Source organism: Micromonospora sp. II (genome assembly GCF_001709195.1).
Lineage (GTDB): Bacteria > Actinomycetota > Actinomycetes > Mycobacteriales > Micromonosporaceae > Micromonospora > Micromonospora chalcea.
In genome coordinates, this window is the sequence record NZ_LYXF01000042.1 from 1 (window position 1) to 21112 (window position 21112).

A 21112-nucleotide genomic window follows, 5' to 3' on the forward strand; every position below is an offset into this window, starting at 1 on the left:
CCTGGTGGTCTGTCCCGTGAGCGGGCCGGCTTCGAGGTCCGGGACGTGCACCCGTCCCACTACGGCCGGATGTGCCCGATCGAGACGCCGGAAGGCCCGAACATCGGCCTGATCGGCGCGCTCTCCACGTTCGCCCGGGTCAACCCGTTCGGCTTCATCGAGACGCCGTACCGGAAGGTCATCGACGGCCGGGTCACCGACCAGATCGACTACCTGACCGCGGACGAGGAGGACCGGTTCGTCAAGGCGCAGGCCAACGCCCCGCTGAAGTCGGACGGCACCTTCGCCGAGGACCGCGTCCTGGTCCGCCGTAAGGGCGGCGAGACCGAGGACGTCGCGCCGGGCGCCGTGGACTACATGGACGTGTCGCCGCGGCAGATGACCTCGGTCGCCACCGCGATGATCCCGTTCCTGGAGCACGACGACGCCAACCGCGCGCTCATGGGCGCGAACATGCAGCGTCAGGCGGTGCCGCTGGTCAAGGCCGAGGCCCCGCTCGTCGGTACGGGCATGGAGTACCGTGCCGCGGTCGACGCCGGTGACGTGGTCGTCGCCGAGGTCGGCGGTGTGGTCGAGGACCTCTGCGCGGACTACATCACGGTCCACCAGGACGACGGCCACCGCCGGACGTACCTGCTGCACAAGTTCCGCCGCTCCAACGCCGGCTCCTGCGTCAACCAGAAGCCGGTCGTCTTCGAGGGCGACCGCGTCGAGGCCGGTCAGGTCATCGCCGACGGTCCGTGCACCGACGAGGGCGAGATGGCGCTCGGACGCAACCTGCTGGTGGCGTTCATGTGCTGGGAGGGCCACAACTACGAGGACGCGATCATCCTGTCGCAGCGCCTCGTGCAGCAGGACGTGCTCACCTCGATCCACATCGAGGAGCACGAGGTCGACGCCCGGGACACCAAGCTCGGCCCGGAGGAGATCACCCGCGACATCCCGAACGTCAGCGAGGAGATGCTCGCCGACCTCGACGAGCGCGGCATCATCCGGATCGGCGCCGAGGTCGTCCCCGGCGACATCCTGGTCGGCAAGGTCACCCCGAAGGGTGAGACCGAGCTGACCCCCGAGGAGCGGCTGCTCCGCGCGATCTTCGGCGAGAAGGCGCGCGAGGTCCGGGACACCTCGCTGAAGGTGCCGCACGGCGAGACCGGCACGGTCATCGGTGTGCGTACCTTCTCCCGCGAGGACGGCGACGAGCTGCCCCCGGGCGTGAACGAGCTGGTCCGGGTCTACGTGGCCCAGAAGCGCAAGATCCAGGACGGTGACAAGCTCGCGGGCCGCCACGGCAACAAGGGCGTCATCTCCAAGATCCTGCCGATCGAGGACATGCCGTTCCTGGAGGACGGGACCCCGGTCGACATCGTGCTGAACCCGCTCGGTGTGCCGTCCCGGATGAACATCGGCCAGGTCCTGGAGACCCACCTCGGGTGGGTGGCCAAGACCGGCTGGAGCGTGGACGGCGACGACGAGGAGTGGAAGCGCCAGCTCCGCTCGATCAACGCGCACGAGTCCGAGCCGGACACCAACGTGGCCACGCCGGTCTTCGACGGTGCCCGCGAGGAGGAGATCTCCGGTCTGCTGGCGTCGACCCTGCCCAACCGGGACGGCAACCAGCTCATCGGGGGCAGCGGCAAGGCGCAGCTGTTCGACGGTCGTTCCGGCGAGCCGCTGCCCGACCCGATCGCGGTCGGCTACGTCTACATCCTGAAGCTCAACCACCTGGTCGACGACAAGATCCACGCCCGGTCGACCGGTCCGTACTCGATGATCACGCAGCAGCCGCTGGGTGGTAAGGCGCAGTTCGGTGGCCAGCGCTTCGGTGAGATGGAGTGCTGGGCCATGCAGGCGTACGGCGCCGCCTACGCCCTGCAGGAGCTGCTGACCATCAAGTCCGACGACGTCCTGGGCCGGGTCAAGGTCTACGAGGCGATCGTCAAGGGCGAGAACATCCCCGAGCCGGGCATCCCGGAGTCGTTCAAGGTGCTGCTCAAGGAGCTGCAGTCGCTGTGCCTCAACGTCGAGGTGCTCTCCAGCGACGGTGTGGCCCTGGAGATGCGCGAGACCGACGACGAGGTGTTCCGGGCGGCGGAGGAGCTGGGCATCGACCTGTCCCGGCGCGAGCCGAGCTCGGTCGAAGAGGTGTAAGTGGTGAGGTCGGGGGCCGACCGGCCCGCTCTGGGCGGTCAGGCTTGATCCCGACGCGGGCCGGCCGGCCCCCGACCCCGCCCATGATCTAGCTGTAAAGACGACGACATAGGGGACATAGTGCTCGACGTCAACTTCTTCGACGAGCTGCGCATCGGCCTCGCCACCGCTGACGACATCCGTCAGTGGTCCCACGGCGAGGTCAAGAAGCCCGAGACCATCAACTACCGCACCCTCAAGCCGGAGAAGGACGGGCTCTTCTGCGAGAAGATCTTCGGTCCTCAGCGGGACTGGGAGTGCTACTGCGGTAAGTACAAGCGGGTCCGCTTCAAGGGCATCATCTGCGAGCGCTGCGGCGTCGAGGTGACCCGCTCCAAGGTTCGCCGGGAGCGGATGGGTCACATCGAGCTGGCCGCTCCGGTGACCCACATCTGGTACTTCAAGGGCGTGCCGAGCCGGCTGGGCTACCTGCTGGACCTCGCCCCGAAGGACCTCGAAAAGATCATCTACTTCGCCTCGTACGTCGTGACGAGCGTGGACGCCGAAGCGCGTCACCGCGACCTCTCGACCATCGAGAACGAGATCMTGGCCGAGAAGCGGCAGGCGGAGAACAGCCGCGACTCGGAGATCGAGAAGCGGGCCGCCAAGCTGGAGGCCGACCTGGCCGAGCTGGAGGCCGAGGGCGCGAAGGCGGACGTCCGGCGCAAGGTCAAGGAGGGCGGAGAGCGCGAGATGCGCCAGATCCGCGACCGGGCCCAGCGCGAGATCGACCGCCTCGACGAGGTCCTCGACACCTTCCGCAAGCTGGAGCCGAAGCAGCTGGTCACCGACGAGCTGCTCTACCGCGAGCTGCGCGACCGCTTCGGTGAGTACTTCACCGGCAGCATGGGCGCCGAGGCGATCAAGGCCCTGGTCCAGAACATGGACCTGGAGGCCGAGGCGGAGAACCTGCGCGAGACCATCCGCTCCGGCAAGGGCCAGCGGAAGATCCGGGCGCTCAAGCGGCTCAAGGTCGTCGCGGCGTTCCAGAACACCCGGAACTCGCCGCTCGGCATGGTGCTGGACTGCGTCCCGGTCATCCCGCCGGACCTGCGCCCGATGGTGCAGCTCGACGGTGGCCGTTTCGCGACCTCCGACCTGAACGACCTGTACCGGCGTGTGATCAACCGGAACAACCGCCTCAAGCGGCTGATCGACCTCGGCGCGCCCGAGATCATCGTCAACAACGAGAAGCGGATGCTCCAGGAGGCCGTCGACGCGCTGTTCGACAACGGCCGTCGTGGTCGTCCGGTCACCGGCCCCGGTAACCGGCCGCTGAAGTCGCTGTCCGACATGCTCAAGGGCAAGCAGGGCCGGTTCCGCCAGAACCTGCTCGGCAAGCGCGTCGACTACTCCGGCCGTTCGGTCATCGTGGTCGGCCCGAAGCTCAAGCTGCACCAGTGCGGCCTGCCCAAGCAGATGGCGCTGGAGCTGTTCAAGCCGTTCGTGATGAAGCGGCTGGTCGACCTCAACCACGCGCAGAACATCAAGTCCGCCAAGCGGATGGTCGAGCGGCAGCGGCCGGTCGTGTGGGACGTGCTGGAAGAGGTCATCGGCGAGCACCCGGTGCTGCTGAACCGCGCGCCGACCCTGCACCGTCTGGGCATCCAGGCCTTCGAGCCGCAGCTGGTCGAGGGCAAGGCCATCCAGATCCACCCGCTGGTCTGCACCGCGTTCAACGCCGACTTCGACGGTGACCAGATGGCGGTCCACGTGCCGCTGTCCGCCGAGGCCCAGGCCGAGGCGCGGATCCTGATGCTGTCGTCGAACAACATCCTCAAGCCGGCCGACGGCAAGCCGGTCACCATGCCCACCCAGGACATGGTCATCGGTCTCTACCACCTCACCCACCTCACTCCGGGTGGCAAGGGCGAGGGCCGGGCGTTCAGCTCGGACGCCGAGGCGCGGATGGCGTACGACAACGGCGAGCTGCACCTGCAGGCGCCGGTCCGGATCCGGCTGCGCGACGTCGTCGGTGTGGACAACGGCGCCGGCGCCGAGCCGTGGACCGCCCCCGAGGGCTGGACCGAGGGCGAGCCGGTGACCGTGGAGACCACGCTGGGCCGGGTCCTGTTCAACGAGACGCTGCCCCCGGGCTACCGCTTCGTGAACTACGAGATCCGCAAGGGCCAGCTCTCCGCGATCGTCAACGACCTCGCCGAGCGCTTCCCGAAGGTGGCCCTGGCGGCCACCCTGGACGGGCTCAAGGAGGCCGGTTTCCACTGGGCCACCTGGTCCGGCGTCACCATCGGCATGGAGGACGTCATCGCTCCGCCGCGCAAGCGGGAGATCCTGGAGCGGTACGAGAAGGAAGCCGACCGGATCGACAAGCAGTACCAGCGTGGTCTGATGACCGCCGAGGAGCGTCGCGGCGAGCTCATCGAGATCTGGACCAAGGCGACCAACGAGGTCGCCAAGGAGATGGACACCGCGCTGCCGCAGGAGAACCCGCTGTGGAAGATGATCAACTCGGGCGCCCGCGGTAACCTGCTCCAGCTCCGGCAGATCGCGGCGATCCGTGGTCTGGTGGCCAACCCGAAGGGTGAGATCATCCCGCGGCCGATCAAGGCCAGCTACCGGGAGGGTCTGTCCGTGCTGGAGTACTTCATCTCCACGCACGGTGCCCGTAAGGGTCTCGCGGACACCGCCCTGCGTACCGCCGACTCGGGTTACCTGACCCGGCGTCTGGTGGACGTCTCGCAGGACGTCATCATCCGCGAGGAGGACTGCGGCACCGACCGCGCCATCCCGATGCAGGTCGGCGAGCGCATCGACGGCAAGCTGGTCGTGCACGAGCACGCCGAGACCAGCGTGCACGCCCGGACGCTGGCCGACGACATCAAGGGGCCGGACGGCACCGTGGTGGCCCACCGCGGCCAGGACATCAACTCGATCCTGGTGGACGCGATCGTCGCCGCCGGTACCGAGACGGTGCGGGTGCGCAGCGTGCTCACCTGCGAGTCGAAGCTGGGCGTCTGCGGTGCGTGCTACGGCCGCTCGCTGCCGACCGGCAAGACCGTGGACGTCGGCGAGGCGGTCGGCATCATCGCCGCCCAGTCGATCGGTGAGCCGGGTACGCAGCTGACGATGCGTACCTTCCACACCGGTGGTGTCGCGGGTGAGGACATCACCCAAGGTCTGCCCCGTGTCCAGGAGATCTTCGAGGCCCGGGTGCCGAAGGGTAAGGCGCCCATCGCCGACACCCCCGGTCGCATCCGGATCGAGGACGGCGAGCGGTCCCGCAAGATCGTGGTTATCCCGGACGACGGCAGCGACGAGATCGTCTACGACAAGATCTCGAAGCGGGTCCGGCTCCGGGCGCACGACGGCGACCACGTCGAGGTCGGCGAGAAGCTCACCGAGGGCACCATCGACCCGCACGAGCTGCTGCGCATCCTCGGCCCGCGCGCGGTCCAGGTCCACCTGACCCAGGAGGTCCAGGAGGTCTACCGCTCGCAGGGTGTGCTCATCCACGACAAGCACATCGAGATCATCATCCGCCAGATGCTCAAGCGGGTGACGGTCATCGACTCCGGCTCGACCGAGTTCCTGCCGGGTGTGCTGGTCGACCGGGCGCTGTTCGAGTCGGAGAACCGCCGGCTCGTCGGCGAGGGTGGCGAGCCCGCCGCCGGTCGCCCGGTGCTGATGGGTATCACCAAGGCCTCGCTGGCCACCGACTCCTGGCTGTCGGCGGCCTCCTTCCAGGAGACCACCCGGGTGCTGACGGACGCGGCGATCCACGCCCGCAGCGACTCGCTGATCGGCCTCAAGGAGAACGTGATCATCGGTAAGCTCATCCCGGCCGGTACGGGCATCAGCAAGTACCGCAACGTCCGGGTCGAGCCGACCGAGGAGGCGAAGGCCAAGGTCTACTCGATGACCGGCTACCCGGAGACCGACTACGGCTTCGGGCCGGCCAGCGGCCAGGCGGTTCCGCTGGACGACTTCGACTTCGGGTCGTACCGCTAAGCAGTAGGAAACGACGAGGCCCCCGGCAGCAGCCGGGGGCCTCGTCGCGTCCGGGCCGGCTTGCCGGGACCGGGGAACCGGATCCGGGGCATGATGGAGGGCATGACGACAGTGCCCGGGCCGGCGCCCGTCGTGCCGCAGGCGCACCGCCATCCGCACGACCCGGAGCCGGTCCGCTCCACCAAGGCGCGGGCGGTCTTCGCGCTCGGCCTGATCGGCGCGCTCACCGGTCTGTTCATCGGCGGCGCGGTGCCGGCCACGATCGCGCTCACGCTGGCCCGGCAGGCGCGCCGCGAGGCGTACACATCTGGTGGTTATCTCACCGGCGGCGACTGGCTGCGGCGCGGCGAGCAGATGGCGCGGACCGGGCTGGTGCTGACCGCGGCGGCGGTGGTGGCGGCGGTGGTGATCGGCGTGGTCCGGTACGCCGACGGCTCGTTCGGCCACGACTTCGCGCCGAACTTCGACTGACCGGGCGGGGGAGCGGACCCGCGCCCGCCCACCCGGCCGTGACCGGCGACGGTAGCCTGGCCGGTGTCCGCCGGGTGGCGGGCGGGTGTGGACAGGAGGAACCGTGACGGAACCGGCCGCGCCGGGAGGCGACCCGAACCGCCCGGGGCCGTATCCGCCGGGTTCCGCGTCCGCGCCGGCGCATCACCCGCACGGGGCGTACCCGGGAAGCGCGCCGGGTCACGGCGGCGGGTGGCCGGCGCCGGGAAGCGCGCCCGGCCACGGGGGCTGGGGGCCGGCGTTCCCGCCGCCGCCGGCCGAGGCGCCGCGGCCGCCGAAGCGGGTCGACGCGGTGCCGGGTACGCCGTTCGGGGTGGTCCACCTGGACGTGCCGCCGGTCACCTCGGGGCTCGCCATCGGCTCGTTGATCGCGGGGATCGCCGCGATTCTGGTTTCTCTTCTGGTCTTCTGCTTCGGTATCGCCGGGCCGGACTACGGTGGCGCCTGGGCGGCCGGCGCGTTCACCGTGCTCGGCGCGCTGATCGGGGTCGGCGCGGTGGTCGCCGGGCTGCTGGCCCGGCGGCAGATCCGGCGGCCGGCGCCGCCGCCGGCGGTGCGGTTCACCGGCGCCGGCCTGGCCGTGGCCGGGCTCTCCTGCGGCGGGGTGGGGCTGCTGTTCAGCCTGGTCGGGCTCGGGCTGGCCCTCGTGGTGCAGATCACCTGAGGCCCCGGGTGGGGCCGGCGCGGCCGGTGACCTGCCGCGACCGGTATGTCCGGGTGCCCGGGGGGTGGGCTGTGTCGGGGCCGCCGGGCCGCGCGGCGGACGAGCCGGTACACTTGTCACTGTAGGTGCCCATCATGGGCGCGTCGGCGATCCGGAGACCGGCCCGGCGGACCGCGGCAGCGGTCCTCCCGACCCATCCGTTTTGACCGGCGCGGCTGTGGTAGGTACTCTTTCCCCTTGTGCCCGGGCTCGCCCGGGCAATGCGTGCGTGCGCTGGAACCGGTCAGCCGGTGAATCGCGCGGTCGCACCATCAAGACCAAACAACCCGGTACGACGCGCCAGCGGCCGGCACCGGGACCGTGACTTGGGCGACACGCCCGACCGCGGGTGCTGGGACGCCGTCAGGCGGCCCCGGTTGGAATGTAGGAGAGCCGCCCATCCGGACGGCTGGAGCAGACGGCGCGGTCGCCTCGCAGCGGCCGAAGGGAGCGGAGAAACCCGGTGCCCACCATTCAGCAGTTGGTCCGAAAGGGCCGTCAGGCCAAGACGACCAAGACCAAGACCCCGGCGCTCAAGGGGTCTCCCCAGCGGCGCGGCGTGTGCACCCGCGTGTACACCACCACCCCGAAGAAGCCGAACTCGGCGCTGCGCAAGGTCGCTCGTGTCAAGCTCAGCAGCCAGATCGAGGTGACCGCCTACATCCCGGGCGTCGGCCACAACCTTCAGGAGCACTCGATCGTGCTCGTGCGCGGCGGTCGTGTGAAGGACCTCCCCGGCGTGCGGTACAAGATCGTGCGCGGCTCGCTGGACACCCAGGGTGTCCGCAACCGCAAGCAGGCTCGCAGCCGCTACGGCGCGAAGAAGGAGAAGAGCTGACATGCCGCGTAAGGGACCCGCTCCGCGGAAGCCGCTGGTCGCTGACCCGGTGTACAACTCGCCCCTGGTCACCCAGCTGGTGAACAAGATCCTGCTGCGCGGCAAGCGTCAGCTCGCCGAGCGCATCGTGTACGCCGCCCTGGAGGGCTGCCGCGAGAAGTCCGGCACCGACCCCGTCGTCACGCTCAAGCGCGCGATGGACAACGTCAAGCCGACCCTCGAGGTGCGCAGCCGCCGTGTCGGTGGCGCCACCTACCAGGTTCCGGTCGAGGTCCGGCCGTCCCGCGCGACCACGCTCGGTCTGCGCTGGCTGGTGACCTACTCCCGGGCCCGGCGCGAGAAGACCATGGTCGAGCGGCTGATGAACGAGCTGCTGGACGCGAGCAACGGCCTCGGCGCCGCCGTCAAGCGGCGTGAGGACACGCACAAGATGGCCGAGTCCAACAAGGCCTTCGCGCACTACCGCTGGTAACACCTGAGGTTCCGGCGCCGGCAGGCGCCGGAACCGCCACCAGTTGTGTCGAGACGACGATAAGTAGGGATTGAAGTGGCCGCCGCAGACGCGCTCGCCAACGTACGCAACATCGGCATCATGGCCCACATCGATGCCGGTAAGACCACTACCACCGAGCGAATCCTGTTCTACACCGGCATCACGTACAAGATCGGTGAGGTCCACGAGGGCGCCGCCGTCATGGACTGGATGGAGCAGGAGCAGGAGCGCGGTATCACCATCACTTCCGCCGCCACCAAGTGCGAGTGGAAGGGCCACACGATCCAGATCATCGACACGCCCGGCCACGTCGACTTCACGGTCGAGGTCGAGCGGTCGCTGCGGGTTCTGGACGGTGCGGTCGCGGTCTACGACGGCGTGGCCGGCGTGGAGCCCCAGACGGAGAACGTCTGGCGGCAGGCGGACAAGTACAACGTCCCCCGGATGTGCTTCGTCAACAAGCTCGACCGGACCGGCGCCGACTTCTTCCGCTGCGTGCAGATGATGATCGACCGGCTCAACGCCACCCCGCTGGTGCTCCAGATCCCGATCGGCGCCGAGTCCGACTTCATCGGCGTGGTCGACCTGGTCGAGATGCGTGCGCTCACCTGGCGCGGCGAGACCCAGAAGGGTGAGGACTACGCGGTCGAGGAGATCCCGGCCGACCTCGCCGACTCCGCCGCGGAGTGGCGCGAGAAGCTGATGGAGACCCTCGCCGACGTCGACGACTCGGTGATGGAGAAGTACCTCGAGGGCGAGGAGATCTCGGCCGACGAGATCAAGGCCGCCATCCGCCGGGCCACCATCGCCGGCAAGGCCAACCCGGTCCTCACCGGTACCGCCTTCAAGAACAAGGGCATCCAGCCGATGCTGGACGCGGTCGTCGCGTACCTGCCCTCGCCGCTGGACATCCCGGCGATCGAGGGTACGGCCACCGACGGCGAGACCCCGCTGCAGCGGAAGCCCTCGGTCTCCGAGCCGTTCTCCGGCCTGGCCTTCAAGATCCAGACCGACAAGCACCTCGGCAAGCTGACGTACGTCCGGATCTACTCCGGCACGCTCGAGTCCGGTTCTCAGGTGATCAACTCCACCAAGGACCGCAAGGAGCGGATCGGCAAGATCTACCAGATGCACGCCAACAAGCGGGAGGAGCGCAGCTCCGCCCAGGCCGGCGACATCATCGCGGTGCAGGGTCTGAAGCAGACCACCACCGGTGACACCCTGTGCGACCCGGCGAACCCGGTCATCCTGGAGTCGATGACCTTCCCGGAGCCGGTCATCGAGGTGGCCATCGAGCCGAAGACCAAGGCCGACCAGGAGAAGCTCAGCACCGCCATCCAGCGGCTGGCCGAGGAGGACCCGACCTTCCGCGTCAAGCTGGACGACCAGACCGGTCAGACGGTCATCTCCGGCATGGGCGAGCTGCACCTGGACATCCTGGTCGACCGGATGCGCCGCGAGTTCAACGTCGAGGCGAACATCGGTAAGCCGCAGGTGGCGTACCGCGAGACCATCCGCCGCGCGGTGGAGAAGGTCGAGTACACCCACAAGAAGCAGACCGGTGGCTCCGGCCAGTACGCCCGCGTGATCATCAGCGTGGAGCCGCTGCCGCTCGGCAACGAGGCCCCGACCTACGAGTTCGCCAACGCCGTGACCGGTGGCCGCATCCCCCGGGAGTTCATCCCCTCGGTGGACGCGGGCGCGCAGGACGCCATGCAGTACGGCATCCTCGCCGGCTTCCCCCTGGTGGGCGTCAAGCTCACCCTGGTGGACGGCCAGTACCACGAGGTCGACTCGTCGGAAATGGCGTTCAAGATCGCCGGCTCGATGGCGATGAAGGAGGCGGCCCGCAAGGCCGACCCCGCTCTCCTCGAGCCGATGATGGCCGTTGAAGTCACCACTCCTGAGGAGAACATGGGTGACGTCATCGGCGACCTCAACTCCCGGCGTGGCATCATCCAGGCGATGGAGGAGCGCAGCGGCGCTCGCGTCGTCCGGGCCCTGGTGCCGCTGTCGGAGATGTTCGGCTACGTCGGCGACCTGCGGTCGAAGACCCAGGGCCGGGCTAGCTACAGCATGCAGTTCGACTCCTACGCCGAGGTTCCGAACTCGGTGGCCAAGGAGATCATCGCCAAGGCGACGGGTGAGTGACACTCACCCTCGGCTGATCCGATGACACGAGGGCGGTCGCGGGAGGGTTCTCCCGCCCGCGGCCACCTCGATCGGATTGCGTGAGACCGGGCCTGTAGGCTTCATCGCCGCAGAACCCACAAAAGCTCTCCGGCCTTCCGGCCGGAAAGGCTGTCGACAGAGTCCTAAGCGCCGAACGGCGCGCCGGGGCGAACGAACCAAGAAAGTCCACAGGAGGACACCAGTGGCGAAGGCGAAGTTCGAGCGGACTAAGCCGCACGTCAACATCGGCACCATTGGTCACATCGACCACGGTAAGACGACGCTGACGGCGGCCATCACCAAGGTCCTGCACGACCAGTACCCGGACCTGAACCCGTACACGCCGTTCGACGAGATCGACAAGGCGCCGGAGGAGAAGGCCCGCGGCATCACGATCTCCATCGCGCACGTCGAGTACCAGACCGAGGCGCGTCACTACGCGCACGTCGACTGCCCCGGTCACGCCGACTACATCAAGAACATGATCACCGGTGCCGCGCAGATGGACGGCGCGATCCTGGTGGTGGCGGCGACCGACGGCCCGATGCCGCAGACCCGCGAGCACGTGCTGCTGGCCCGTCAGGTCGGTGTGCCGTACATCGTCGTGGCGCTCAACAAGAGCGACATGGTCGACGACGAGGAGCTCCTGGAGCTCGTCGAGCTCGAGGTCCGTGAGCTGCTCTCCTCGCAGGAGTACCCGGGTGACGACCTGCCGGTCGTCCGGGTCTCGGCGCTGAAGGCCCTGGAGGGTGACCCGGAGTGGACCGGGAAGCTCCTGGACCTGATGAACGCCGTGGACACCGCGATCCCGCAGCCGGAGCGCGAGACCGAGAAGCCGTTCCTCATGCCCATCGAGGACGTCTTCACGATCACCGGTCGCGGCACCGTGGTGACCGGTCGCGCCGAGCGCGGCATCCTCAAGCCGAACGAGGAGGTGGAGATCGTCGGCATCCGTGAGAAGTCGATGAAGACCACCTGCACCGGCATCGAGATGTTCCGCAAGCTGCTCGACGAGGCCCGCGCGGGTGAGAACGTCGGTCTGCTGCTGCGCGGCATCAAGCGCGAGGACGTCGAGCGCGGCATGGTCGTCATCAAGCCGGGCACCACGACCCCGCACACGGAGTTCGAGGCGACGGTCTACATCCTCTCCAAGGAGGAGGGCGGCCGGCACACCCCGTTCTTCCAGAACTACCGCCCGCAGTTCTACTTCCGGACCACGGACGTCACCGGCGTCGTCACGCTGCCCGAGGGCACCGAGATGGTCATGCCGGGCGACAACACCTCGATGACGGTGAAGCTGATCCAGCCCATCGCCATGGAGGAGAACCTGAAGTTCGCGATCCGCGAGGGTGGTCGTACGGTCGGCGCGGGTCGCGTCACCAAGATCATCAAGTGAGCTGGGTAACCCCGATTAGCGTCGCCGCCGGTCGTGCGGCATACTAGTCAGGTTGCGTAACGACAGTCGGTCGCCTGCGTCCGGTTGACGCTGGACCTCCGGGAGTCAGACTGTCTCGCGTAGGGTGGTTGATCGCCATCGGCGGTCAACCACCCTCGCGCGGCGTCCAGGTCGCGGCCCCCGCGATCGGCGCCATGACCCACCGCGTGGTCAGAGAATCGCTCCGGAGTCCCGGGGCGGAGCCTGGCCCACGGGCGCGACACGCCCGACCGCGGGGGTCGGCGGAAGTGGGCCTGTGCCAGCCGGTACAGGCGCCCGCAACACAGCGGCATCGAGAGAAGGAACAGAAGCCACCATGGCGGGACAGAAGATCCGCATCCGGCTCAAGGCCTATGACCACGAGGTCGTCGACTCCTCGGCTCGGAAGATCGTCGAGACGGTGACGCGTACCGGGGCGCAGGTCGCTGGCCCGGTGCCGCTGCCCACGGAGATCAACCGTTTCTGCGTCATCCGCTCGCCGCACAAGTACAAGGACTCGCGCGAGCACTTCGAGATGCGTACGCACAAGCGTCTGATCGACATCATCGACCCGACCCCGAAGACGGTCGACTCGCTCATGCGCCTCGACCTGCCGGCTGGCGTCGACATCGAGATCAAGCTGTAGGGACCGGACAAATGGACAGGCAAGTCAAGGGGATCCTGGGCGCCAAGCTCGGCATGACCCAGGTCTGGGACAACAACAAGGTTGTGCCCGTGACCGTGGTTCAGGCCGGCCCGTGCGTCGTGAGCCAGGTTCGTAGCGCCGACAAGGACGGCTACTCCGCGGTCCAGCTGGCGTACGGGGTCATCGACCCGCGCAAGGTCAAGAAGCCGATCGCCGGGCACTACGCCAAGGCGGACGTCGCGCCGCGCCGGCACATCGTCGAGCTGCGCACCYCCGACGCCGCGGACTACGCGCCCGGCCAGGAGGTCACGGTCGAGGAGTTCCCGGCCGGCGCCGTGATCGACGTGACCGGCAAGACCAAGGGCAAGGGCTACGCCGGCCCGATGAAGCGGCACGGCTTCCACGGTCTGCGCGCCAGCCACGGTGTCGAGCGCAAGCACCGCTCGCCCGGCTCGATCGGCGCCTGCGCGACCCCGGGTCGCGTCTTCAAGGGCACCCGGATGGCGGGCCGGATGGGTGGCGTGCGCTACACCGTCCAGAACCTGACCGTCCAGGCGGTCGACACCGAGAACAACCTCCTGCTCGTCCGCGGCGCCATCCCTGGCCCGAAGGGCGCGCTGGTCCTGGTCCGCACCGCGGCCAAGGCGAAGGTGAAGAAGGGCGGTGCGGCCAAGTGACCACCGTTGACGTGATCAACGTCGAAGGCGCCAAGAGCGGCTCCGTGGAGCTGCCGGCCGACATCTTCGACGCGCAGGCCAACATCGCCCTGATGCACCAGGTCGTGGTGGCCCAGCTCGCGGCGGCCCGCCAGGGCACGCACAAGACGAAGACCCGCGGCGAGGTCTCCGGTGGAGGCAAGAAGCCGTACAAGCAGAAGGGCACCGGTCGTGCCCGCCAGGGCTCGACCCGCGCGCCGCAGTTCGCCGGCGGTGGCGTGGTCCACGGCCCGGTGCCGCGCGACTACAGCCAGCGCACCCCGAAGAAGATGAAGGCCGCCGCCCTGCGTGGCGCCCTCTCCGACCGGGCCCGCGCCGGCCAGGTGCACGTCGTCGAGGCGTTCGTCTCGGGCGAGAAGCCGTCCACCAAGGCGGCCCTGGCCACGCTGACCAAGCTGACCCAGGCCCGTCGGGTCCTGGTCGTGCTGAGCAGCACCGACGAGCTGAACTGGGTGTCGCTGCGGAACCTGCGCAACGCGCGGGACAGCCGGGTGCACCTGATCGAGGCCGGCCAGCTCAACACCTACGACGTGCTGGTGGCCGACGACGTGGTCTTCACCAAGGAGGCCCTGGACGAGTTCCTGGGCGTTCCCGCCGAGACCACCGAGGAGGATGGCAAGTGAGCACGATCGCCGATCCGCGTGACGTCATCGTCGCGCCGGTCGTCTCGGAGAAGAGCTACAGCGAGCTGAACCGCAACTGGTACACCTTCCTGGTGCACCCGGACGCCAACAAGACCGAGATCAAGATCGCTATCCAGCAGATCTTCAACGTCCGCGTCCTGACGGTCAACACGCTCAACCGCGAGGGCAAGCGCAAGCGGACCCGTACCGGGTTCGGCAAGCGCAAGGACACCAAGCGCGCGATGGTGAAGCTGGCTGACGGTGACCGTATCGAGGCCTTCGGCGGCCCGGTCAGCTGAGGGGTGTAGACAATGGCTATCCGTAAGTACAAGCCGACGACGCCGGGCCGGCGTGGCTCGAGCGTTGCCGACTTCGCCGAGATCACCCGGTCGACGCCCGAGAAGTCGCTGCTGGCTCCGCTGCCGAAGAAGGGCGGACGCAACGCCCACGGCCGGATCACCACGCGGCACCACGGCGGCGGTCACAAGCGCCAGTACCGTCTGATCGACTTCAAGCGGGTCGACAAGGACGGCGTGCCGGCGAAGGTCGCCCACATCGAGTACGACCCGAACCGCACCGCGCGCATCGCGCTGCTGCACTACGCCGACGGCGAGAAGCGCTACATCATCGCGCCGAAGGACCTGAAGCAGGGCGACCGCGTCGAGTCCGGTCCGGGCGCCGACATCAAGCCGGGCAACAACCTGCCGCTGCGCAACATCCCGGTCGGTACCACCATCCACAACGTGGAGCTGCGTCCGGGTGGCGGCGCCAAGCTGGCCCGCTCGGCCGGCGTCGGCATCCAGCTGCTCGGCCGTGAGGGCGCGTACGCGACCCTGCGTATGCCGTCCGGTGAGATCCGGCGTGTGGACGTGCGCTGCCGCGCCAGCATCGGCGAGATCGGCAACGCCGACCAGTCGAACATCAACTGGGGTAAGGCCGGCCGTATGCGGTGGAAGGGCAAGCGCCCGACCGTCCGTGGTGTCGCGATGAACCCGGTCGACCACCCGCACGGTGGTGGTGAGGGTAAGACCTCCGGTGGTCGCCACCCGGTCAACCCGCAGGGTAAGCCCGAGGGCCGCACCCGTCGTAAGGGCCAGCCGAGCGACCGGCTGATCGTCCGCCGCCGCTACGCCACGCGTAAGCGCGGCTGAGGGAGATAAGACATGCCTCGCAGCCTGAAGAAGGGCCCGTTCGTCGACGACCACCTGCTCAAGAAGGTGGAGACGCAGAACGACAAGGGCTCGAAGAACGTGATCAAGACCTGGTCGCGCCGCTCGACGATCATCCCGGAGATGCTGGGTCACACGATCGCCGTGCACGACGGACGCAAGCACGTCCCGGTCTTCGTGACCGAGGCCATGGTCGGGCACAAGCTCGGCGAGTTCGCGCTGACCCGCACGTTCAAGGGTCACGAGAAGGACGACCGGAAGAGCCGCCGGCGCTGACGCCGCGGGCATACGGATAGAGGAACAAGGGGTTACAGCGATGCCAGGAAAGGGCGACGCTCCGGTGCTTCCGGGCGCGCGGGCGGTTGCGCGGCACGTGCGCATCTCGCCGATGAAGGCGCGCCGGGTGGTCAACCTCGTCCGCGGCCTGCCCGCGAAGGAGGCGCTCACGGTGCTGCAGTTCGCGCCGCAGGCTGCGAGCGAGCAGGTGTACAAGGTGCTCGCGAGCGCGATCGCCAACGCGGAGAACAACGAGCGGCTGGACCCCGACGCGCTGCTCGTCAGTGAGGCGTTCGTCGACGAGGGCCCGACCATGAAGCGGTTCCGGCCGCGTGCGCAGGGCCGGGCGTACCGGATCCGCAAGCGCACCTGCCACATCACCGTGGCGGTCGAGGCGGTCGCGCCGGCCGCGCCGAAGAAGTCGGCGAAGAAGGCCGCTCCGGCCAAGCCGGCCGCCGAGGAGCAGAGCACGACGGAGGGTGCCGAGTAATGGGTCAGAAGGTTCACCCGACCGGGTTCCGGCTCGGCATCTCGACCGACTGGAAGTCCCGCTGGTTCGCGGACAAGCTCTACAAGGACTACATCGGCGAGGACGTCAAGATCCGCCGCATGATGTCCAAGGGCCTCGAGCGCGCCGGCATCTCCAAGGTCGACATCGAGCGCACCCGGGACCGGGTCCGCGTCGACATCCACACCGCCCGGCCGGGCATCGTCATCGGCCGTAAGGGTGCGGAGGCCGACCGGATCCGCGGCGAGCTGGAGAAGCTCACCGGCAAGCAGGTCCAGCTGAACATCATCGAGGTCAAGAACCCCGAGTCGGACGCGCAGCTGGTCGCCCAGGGCGTTGCCGAGCAGCTGTCCAGCCGGGTCAGCTTCCGTCGGGCCATGCGCAAGGCGATGCAGTCCGCGATGAAGAACCCCGCCTGCAAGGGCATCCGGGTTCAGGTCTCGGGCCGTCTCGGCGGCGCCGAGATGAGCCGGACCGAGTTCTACCGCGAGGGCCGGGTTCCGCTGCACACGCTGCGGGCCAACATCGAGTACGGCTTCTTCGAGGCCCGTACCACCTTCGGCCGGATCGGCGTGAAGGTCTGGATCTACAAGGGCGACGCCGTCCCGGGCCGCGAGGCCCCGGCCGAGGCCGCCCCGTCGCGCGGCCCGCGCCGCGACCGTGGCGACCGGCCGGACCGGCCGCGCCGTGGCCGCTCGGGCTCGTCCGGTACGACCGCCGGTGGCACCGAGGCCGGCCGGGCTGCCGCGACCACCATCGCGCAGCAGGCGGAGACGCCGGCCGGTGAGCCGGTCGACAGCAGCGCTGTCGCCGCAGCCGCCTCGGCTCCGGTCGGTAACCAGCCGGCAGAAACGCAGCAGGAGGGCTGACAGATGCTGATGCCGCGCAAGCCCCCGAAGGGCTTCCGCAAGCCGCACCACCCGGACCGCAGCGGCGCGTCCAAGGGTGGTAACCGGGTGGTGTTCGGCGAGTTCGGGATCCAGGCTCTCGAGCCGGCGTACGTGACCAACCGCCAGATCGAGTCGGCGCGTATCGCGATGACCCGTCACATCAAGCGTGGCGGCAAGGTCTGGATCACGATCTTCCCGGACCAGGCCCTCACCAAGAAGCCGGCCGAGACCCGGATGGGTTCCGGTAAGGGTTCGCCCGAGTGGTGGGTCGCCAACGTGAAGCCGGGGCGGGTCCTCTTCGAGATGTCCTTCCCCAACGAGCAGATCGCGCGAGAGGCGATGCGTCGCGCGATCCACAAGCTCCCGATGAAGTGCCGCATTGTTACGCGCGAAGTGGGTGAATCCTGATGGCAGCGGGCGTCAAGCCCTCCGAGCTGCGTGAGCTCTCCGAGGAGGAGCTGGTCACGAAGTTGCGCGAGGCTAAGGCGGAGCTGTTCAACCTCCGCGTGCAGGCCGCAACCGGGCAGCTGGACAACAACCGGCGGCTGCAGGTCATCCGTCGGGAGATCGCCCGGATCTACACGATCATGCGTGAGCGTGAGCTGGGTCTCTCGGCCGCGCCGACTGAGGTGACTGCATCATGAGTGAGAACACCACCGCCCCCGCGCGGGCCCGCCGCAAGGTTCGCGAGGGCCTCGTGGTCAGCGACAAGATGGACAAGACCGTCGTGGTCGAGGTCGAGGACCGCGTCAAGCACGCGCTGTACGGCAAGATCATGCGCCGTACGAGCAAGCTGAAGGTGCACGACGAGCAGAACTCGGCCGGCATCGGCGACCGGGTCCTGATCATGGAGACCCGGCCGCTGTCCGCCACCAAGCGCTGGCGGCTCGTGGAGATCCTCGAGAAGGCCAAGTAGCGAAGGCTCGAGCTCGGCCGGGTCTCGGTCGGGCGCAGGTTCCGCCAGGCTCCGGCCGCCCCGAGCGGCCGGAGAACCGGCAGACATAGGAGATAGACGTGATTCAGCAGGAGTCGCGACTGCGCGTCGCCGACAACACGGGTGCCCGGGAGATCCTGTGCATCCGGGTGCTCGGCGGCTCCGGTCGGCGCTACGCGAGCATCGGCGACGTCATCGTGGCGACCGTCAAGGACGCGATCCCCGGTGCCGGTGTGAAGAAGGGCGACGTCGTCAAGGCTGTCGTCGTTCGGACCGCCAAGGAGAAGCGGCGGCCGGACGGGTCGTACATCCGCTTCGACGAGAACGCCGCCGTCATCATCAAGGACGGTGGGGACCCGCGCGGTACCCGTATCTTCGGCCCGGTCGGCCGGGAGCTGCGGGACAAGCGGTTCATGAAGATCATCTCTCTCGCGCCGGAGGTGTTGTGACCGTGAAGGTCAAGAAGGGCGACACGGTCGTCGTCATCGCCGGCAAGGACAAGGGTGCCAAGGGCAAGGTCATCGCGGCCTACCCGCGGCAGGACAAGGTCCTGGTCGAGGGCGTGAACCGGGTCAAGAAGCACACCCGTATCAGCACCACCCAGCGTGGCGCCAAGACCGGTGGCATCGTCACCCAGGAGGCCCCGATCCACGTCTCGAACGTGATGGTCCTGGACTCCGACGGCAAGCCGACCCGCGTCGGCTACCGGATCGACGACAACGGCCAGAAGGTCCGCATCGCGCGTAGCACCGGTAAGGACCTCTGATGACCACGGCTACCGAAACCAAGACCCTGCCGCGCCTCAAGGAGCGGTACCGCAACGAGGTGGTGGCCGAGCTGCAGAAGCAGTTCGAGTTCGCCAACCCGATGCAGGTGCCGCGGCTGGTCAAGATCGTCGTCAACATGGGTGTCGGCGAGGCTGCTCGCGACGCCAAGCTGATCGACGGGGCCGTTCGCGACCTGGCCACCATCACCGGCCAGAAGCCGCAGGTCCGGCGGGCCACCAAGTCCATCGCGCAGTTCAAGCTCCGCGAGGGCATGCCGATCGGCGCGAAGGTCACCCTCCGCGGCGACCGGATGTGGGAGTTCCTGGACCGGCTGCTCTCGATCGCGCTGCCGCGTATCCGCGACTTCCGCGGCCTGGACGGGCGCAAGCTCGACGGGCACGGCAACTACACGTTCGGCCTGACCGAGCAGTCGGTGTTCCACGAGATCGATCAGGACAAGATCGATCGCCAGCGGGGCATGGACATCACGGTGGTCACGACCGCCACGACCGACGACGAGGGCCGGGCGCTGCTCAAGCTCCTGGGCTTCCCGTTCAAGGAGAACTGAGATGGCCAAGAAGGCGCTGATCCTCAAGGCGGCCGCGAAGCCGAAGTTCTCGGTTCGCGCGTACACCCGCTGCCAGCGGTGCGGGCGTCCGAAGGCGGTCTACCGCAAGTTCGGTCTCTGCCGGGTGTGCATCCGGGAGATGGCCCACCGCGGTGAGCTGCCCGGCGTGTCCAAGGCTTCCTGGTAATAGCCCGGCGCGCTCCGGCGCGTCAGCTGAACTGTCTCTTCGCCGTAGGCCCCGGGCCTGGCCCGGGGAACCCCGGCGAGAAAGGTTGACGAGTTTTCATGACGATGACCGACCCGATCGCAGACATGCTCACGCGTCTGCGTAACGCCAACCAGGCGTACCACGACCGGGTGACGATGCCCTACTCGAAGATCAAGGCGAACATCGCCGAGGTCCTCAAGGCCGAGGGTTACATCGCCACCTGGTCGGTCGAGGAGCCCGAGGAGGGCGCCGTCGGCAAGCGACTGGTCGTCGAGCTGAAGTACGGCCAGAACCGCGAGCGGAGCCTGGCCGGCATCAAGCGCGTGTCCAAGCCCGGTCTCCGGGTGTACGCCAAGTCGGACGGGCTCCCGCGGGTGCTCGGCGGGCTGGGCGTGGCGATCATTTCGACGTCCCAGGGGCTGCTCACCGACCGGCAGGCCCGCAAGCGGAGCGTTGGCGGGGAAGTCCTCGCCTTCGTCTGGTAACGGGAGACAGGTAGAAATGTCGCGTATTGGACGTAAGTCGATCCCGGTGCCTGCCGGCGTCGACATCACGATCGACGGCCGGACCGTCAAGGTCAAGGGCCCCAAGGGCGAACTGAGCCACGTGCTGGCCGAGCCGATCACGGCGGAGCGGGGCGAGGACGGCGAGCTGCACGTCAACCGGCCCAACGACGAGCGCAAGGCCAAGGAGCTGCACGGCCTGAGCCGGACGCTGGTGGCCAACATGATCGTCGGCGTGACCGAGGGCTACCGCAAGAGCCTGGAGATCGCCGGCACCGGTTACCGCGTGACCGCCAAGGGCAAGGACCTGGAGTTCGCGCTCGGGTTCTCGCACCCGGTCCTCGTGCCGGCGCCGGAGGGCATCACCTTCACGGTCGAGAAGCCGACGCTGTTCCACGTGGCCGGCATCGACAAGCAGCAGGTCGGTGAGGTCGCCGCCAACATCCGGAAGATCCGCCCGCCGGAGCCCTACAAGGGCAAGGGCGTGAAGTACCAGGGCGAGGTCATCCGCCGCAAGGCTGGTAAGGCGGGCAAGAAGTGACCGCGGCCATCAACACCCGGGCGAGGTCGTCCGCCGGCCGTGAGGCCGTGAGAAAGGCAGGTAAGAAGTGAGCGCCACGCTGCTCAAGCGCCGCCGCGGCGTCGCCGCCAAGCGTGCCGTCGGGCGTGCGCGTCGGCACTTCCGGGTCCGCAAGAACGTCAGCGGCACCGCCGAGCGTCCCCGCCTCGTCGTCACCCGCTCCCTGCGGCACATGGTGGCCCAGGTCGTGGACGACACCAAGGGTCACACCCTGGCGTCGGCCTCGACCATGGACGCCTCGCTGCGCGGCGCCGAGGGCGACAAGAGCGCCCTGGCCGGCAAGGTCGGCGCCCTGCTCGCCGAGCGCGCCAAGGCCGCCGGCGTCTCGAAGGTCGTCTTCGACCGCGGTGGCAACCGGTACGCGGGGCGTGTCGCCGCGCTTGCCGACGCCGCCCGCGAAGCCGGGCTCGAGTTCTAGAAACCCCGTCACGAGAG

26 protein-coding genes are annotated in these 21112 nt (G+C 68.6%); all 26 read left to right on the forward strand.

The window, feature by feature from the left end; translation table 11 throughout:
- The coding region (locus A8711_RS21695; protein WP_083297069.1) for a DNA-directed RNA polymerase subunit beta at positions 1-2151 on the forward strand (2151 nt) is incomplete at its 5' end.
- 120 nt (positions 2152-2271) lie between these two features.
- The gene (locus tag A8711_RS21700; protein ID WP_069089201.1) at positions 2272-6159 is read left to right on the forward strand and encodes a DNA-directed RNA polymerase subunit beta'; all 3888 of its coding nucleotides are present in this window, start codon (positions 2272-2274) and stop codon (positions 6157-6159) included.
- Between the two features lie 102 nt (positions 6160-6261).
- Positions 6262-6630 carry a hypothetical protein gene (locus tag A8711_RS21705; RefSeq protein WP_030501612.1) on the forward strand — a complete coding sequence of 123 codons (369 nt, stop codon included), beginning with the start codon at positions 6262-6264 and terminating at the stop codon, positions 6628-6630.
- 331 nt (positions 6631-6961) lie between these two features.
- Entirely contained in the window at positions 6962-7333 is a 372-nt protein-coding gene (locus tag A8711_RS32495) for a hypothetical protein (RefSeq protein ID WP_176722859.1), read from the forward strand.
- Between the two features lie 502 nt (positions 7334-7835).
- Positions 7836-8210 (forward strand): 30S ribosomal protein S12, encoded by a 375-nt coding sequence (rpsL, locus tag A8711_RS21715; protein ID WP_007465318.1) that lies wholly within the window; start codon positions 7836-7838, stop codon positions 8208-8210.
- A 1-nt stretch (position 8211) separates the two neighbouring features.
- Complete coding sequence (gene rpsG, locus A8711_RS21720) at positions 8212-8682, forward strand: 30S ribosomal protein S7 (RefSeq protein ID WP_013288637.1); 471 nt, start codon at positions 8212-8214, stop codon at positions 8680-8682.
- A 75-nt stretch (positions 8683-8757) separates the two neighbouring features.
- Positions 8758-10854, forward strand: coding sequence for an elongation factor G (gene fusA, locus A8711_RS21725; protein WP_030501610.1), 2097 nt, complete (start codon positions 8758-8760; stop codon positions 10852-10854).
- Positions 10855-11077: 223 nt separating this feature from the next.
- Positions 11078-12271 carry an elongation factor Tu gene (gene tuf / locus A8711_RS21730; protein WP_013288635.1) on the forward strand — a complete coding sequence of 398 codons (1194 nt, stop codon included), beginning with the start codon at positions 11078-11080 and terminating at the stop codon, positions 12269-12271.
- A gap of 355 nt (positions 12272-12626) precedes the next feature.
- On the forward strand, positions 12627-12935 hold the full coding sequence (gene rpsJ, locus A8711_RS21735; protein ID WP_007073037.1) for a 30S ribosomal protein S10: 309 nt from the start codon (positions 12627-12629) through the stop codon (positions 12933-12935).
- A gap of 11 nt (positions 12936-12946) precedes the next feature.
- On the forward strand, positions 12947-13612 hold the full coding sequence (gene rplC, locus A8711_RS21740) for a 50S ribosomal protein L3 (RefSeq protein WP_069089202.1): 666 nt from the start codon (positions 12947-12949) through the stop codon (positions 13610-13612).
- Complete coding sequence (gene rplD / locus A8711_RS21745; protein ID WP_013288633.1) at positions 13609-14274, forward strand: 50S ribosomal protein L4; 666 nt, start codon at positions 13609-13611, stop codon at positions 14272-14274. Before rplC ends, rplD begins: the two co-directional genes overlap by 4 nt.
- A complete protein-coding gene (gene rplW, locus A8711_RS21750; protein ID WP_013288632.1) occupies positions 14271-14573 on the forward strand; it encodes a 50S ribosomal protein L23 in 303 nt (100 codons plus the stop codon). The genes rplD and rplW overlap by 4 nt, the downstream gene beginning before the upstream one ends.
- A gap of 12 nt (positions 14574-14585) precedes the next feature.
- Positions 14586-15425, forward strand: coding sequence for a 50S ribosomal protein L2 (rplB, locus tag A8711_RS21755; RefSeq protein ID WP_013288631.1), 840 nt, complete (start codon positions 14586-14588; stop codon positions 15423-15425).
- A 12-nt stretch (positions 15426-15437) separates the two neighbouring features.
- Positions 15438-15719, forward strand: coding sequence for a 30S ribosomal protein S19 (gene rpsS, locus A8711_RS21760; RefSeq protein ID WP_007073032.1), 282 nt, complete (start codon positions 15438-15440; stop codon positions 15717-15719).
- Between the two features lie 40 nt (positions 15720-15759).
- Positions 15760-16209, forward strand: coding sequence for a 50S ribosomal protein L22 (rplV, locus tag A8711_RS21765; RefSeq protein ID WP_018784552.1), 450 nt, complete (start codon positions 15760-15762; stop codon positions 16207-16209).
- Positions 16209-17096: a 30S ribosomal protein S3 gene (gene rpsC, locus A8711_RS21770; protein WP_013473694.1), complete on the forward strand. Its 888-nt coding sequence runs from the start codon at positions 16209-16211 to the stop codon at positions 17094-17096. Before rplV ends, rpsC begins: the two co-directional genes overlap by 1 nt.
- A gap of 3 nt (positions 17097-17099) precedes the next feature.
- Entirely contained in the window at positions 17100-17525 is a 426-nt protein-coding gene (gene rplP / locus A8711_RS21775; RefSeq protein WP_007465292.1) for a 50S ribosomal protein L16, read from the forward strand.
- Complete coding sequence (rpmC, locus tag A8711_RS21780) at positions 17525-17761, forward strand: 50S ribosomal protein L29 (protein ID WP_013288628.1); 237 nt, start codon at positions 17525-17527, stop codon at positions 17759-17761. The genes rplP and rpmC overlap by 1 nt, the downstream gene beginning before the upstream one ends.
- On the forward strand, positions 17758-18033 hold the full coding sequence (gene rpsQ, locus A8711_RS21785; RefSeq protein WP_030501606.1) for a 30S ribosomal protein S17: 276 nt from the start codon (positions 17758-17760) through the stop codon (positions 18031-18033). Before rpmC ends, rpsQ begins: the two co-directional genes overlap by 4 nt.
- Positions 18034-18131: 98 nt before the next feature.
- Entirely contained in the window at positions 18132-18500 is a 369-nt protein-coding gene (gene rplN / locus A8711_RS21790; protein WP_007073026.1) for a 50S ribosomal protein L14, read from the forward strand.
- Positions 18497-18817 (forward strand): 50S ribosomal protein L24, encoded by a 321-nt coding sequence (gene rplX / locus A8711_RS21795; RefSeq protein ID WP_013288626.1) that lies wholly within the window; start codon positions 18497-18499, stop codon positions 18815-18817. The genes rplN and rplX overlap by 4 nt, the downstream gene beginning before the upstream one ends.
- Positions 18817-19386 (forward strand): 50S ribosomal protein L5, encoded by a 570-nt coding sequence (gene rplE, locus A8711_RS21800; protein ID WP_018784556.1) that lies wholly within the window; start codon positions 18817-18819, stop codon positions 19384-19386. Before rplX ends, rplE begins: the two co-directional genes overlap by 1 nt.
- Position 19387: 1 nt before the next feature.
- Positions 19388-19573: a type Z 30S ribosomal protein S14 gene (locus A8711_RS21805; RefSeq protein ID WP_007073023.1), complete on the forward strand. Its 186-nt coding sequence runs from the start codon at positions 19388-19390 to the stop codon at positions 19571-19573.
- Between the two features lie 98 nt (positions 19574-19671).
- Positions 19672-20079 carry a 30S ribosomal protein S8 gene (gene rpsH / locus A8711_RS21810; protein WP_013288624.1) on the forward strand — a complete coding sequence of 136 codons (408 nt, stop codon included), beginning with the start codon at positions 19672-19674 and terminating at the stop codon, positions 20077-20079.
- Positions 20080-20095: 16 nt separating this feature from the next.
- A complete protein-coding gene (gene rplF / locus A8711_RS21815; RefSeq protein WP_013288623.1) occupies positions 20096-20638 on the forward strand; it encodes a 50S ribosomal protein L6 in 543 nt (180 codons plus the stop codon).
- A gap of 67 nt (positions 20639-20705) precedes the next feature.
- Positions 20706-21095, forward strand: a complete 390-nt coding sequence (rplR, locus tag A8711_RS21820) for a 50S ribosomal protein L18 (protein WP_030501605.1) — start codon at positions 20706-20708, stop codon at positions 21093-21095.
- Positions 21096-21112 lie beyond the last annotated feature (17 nt).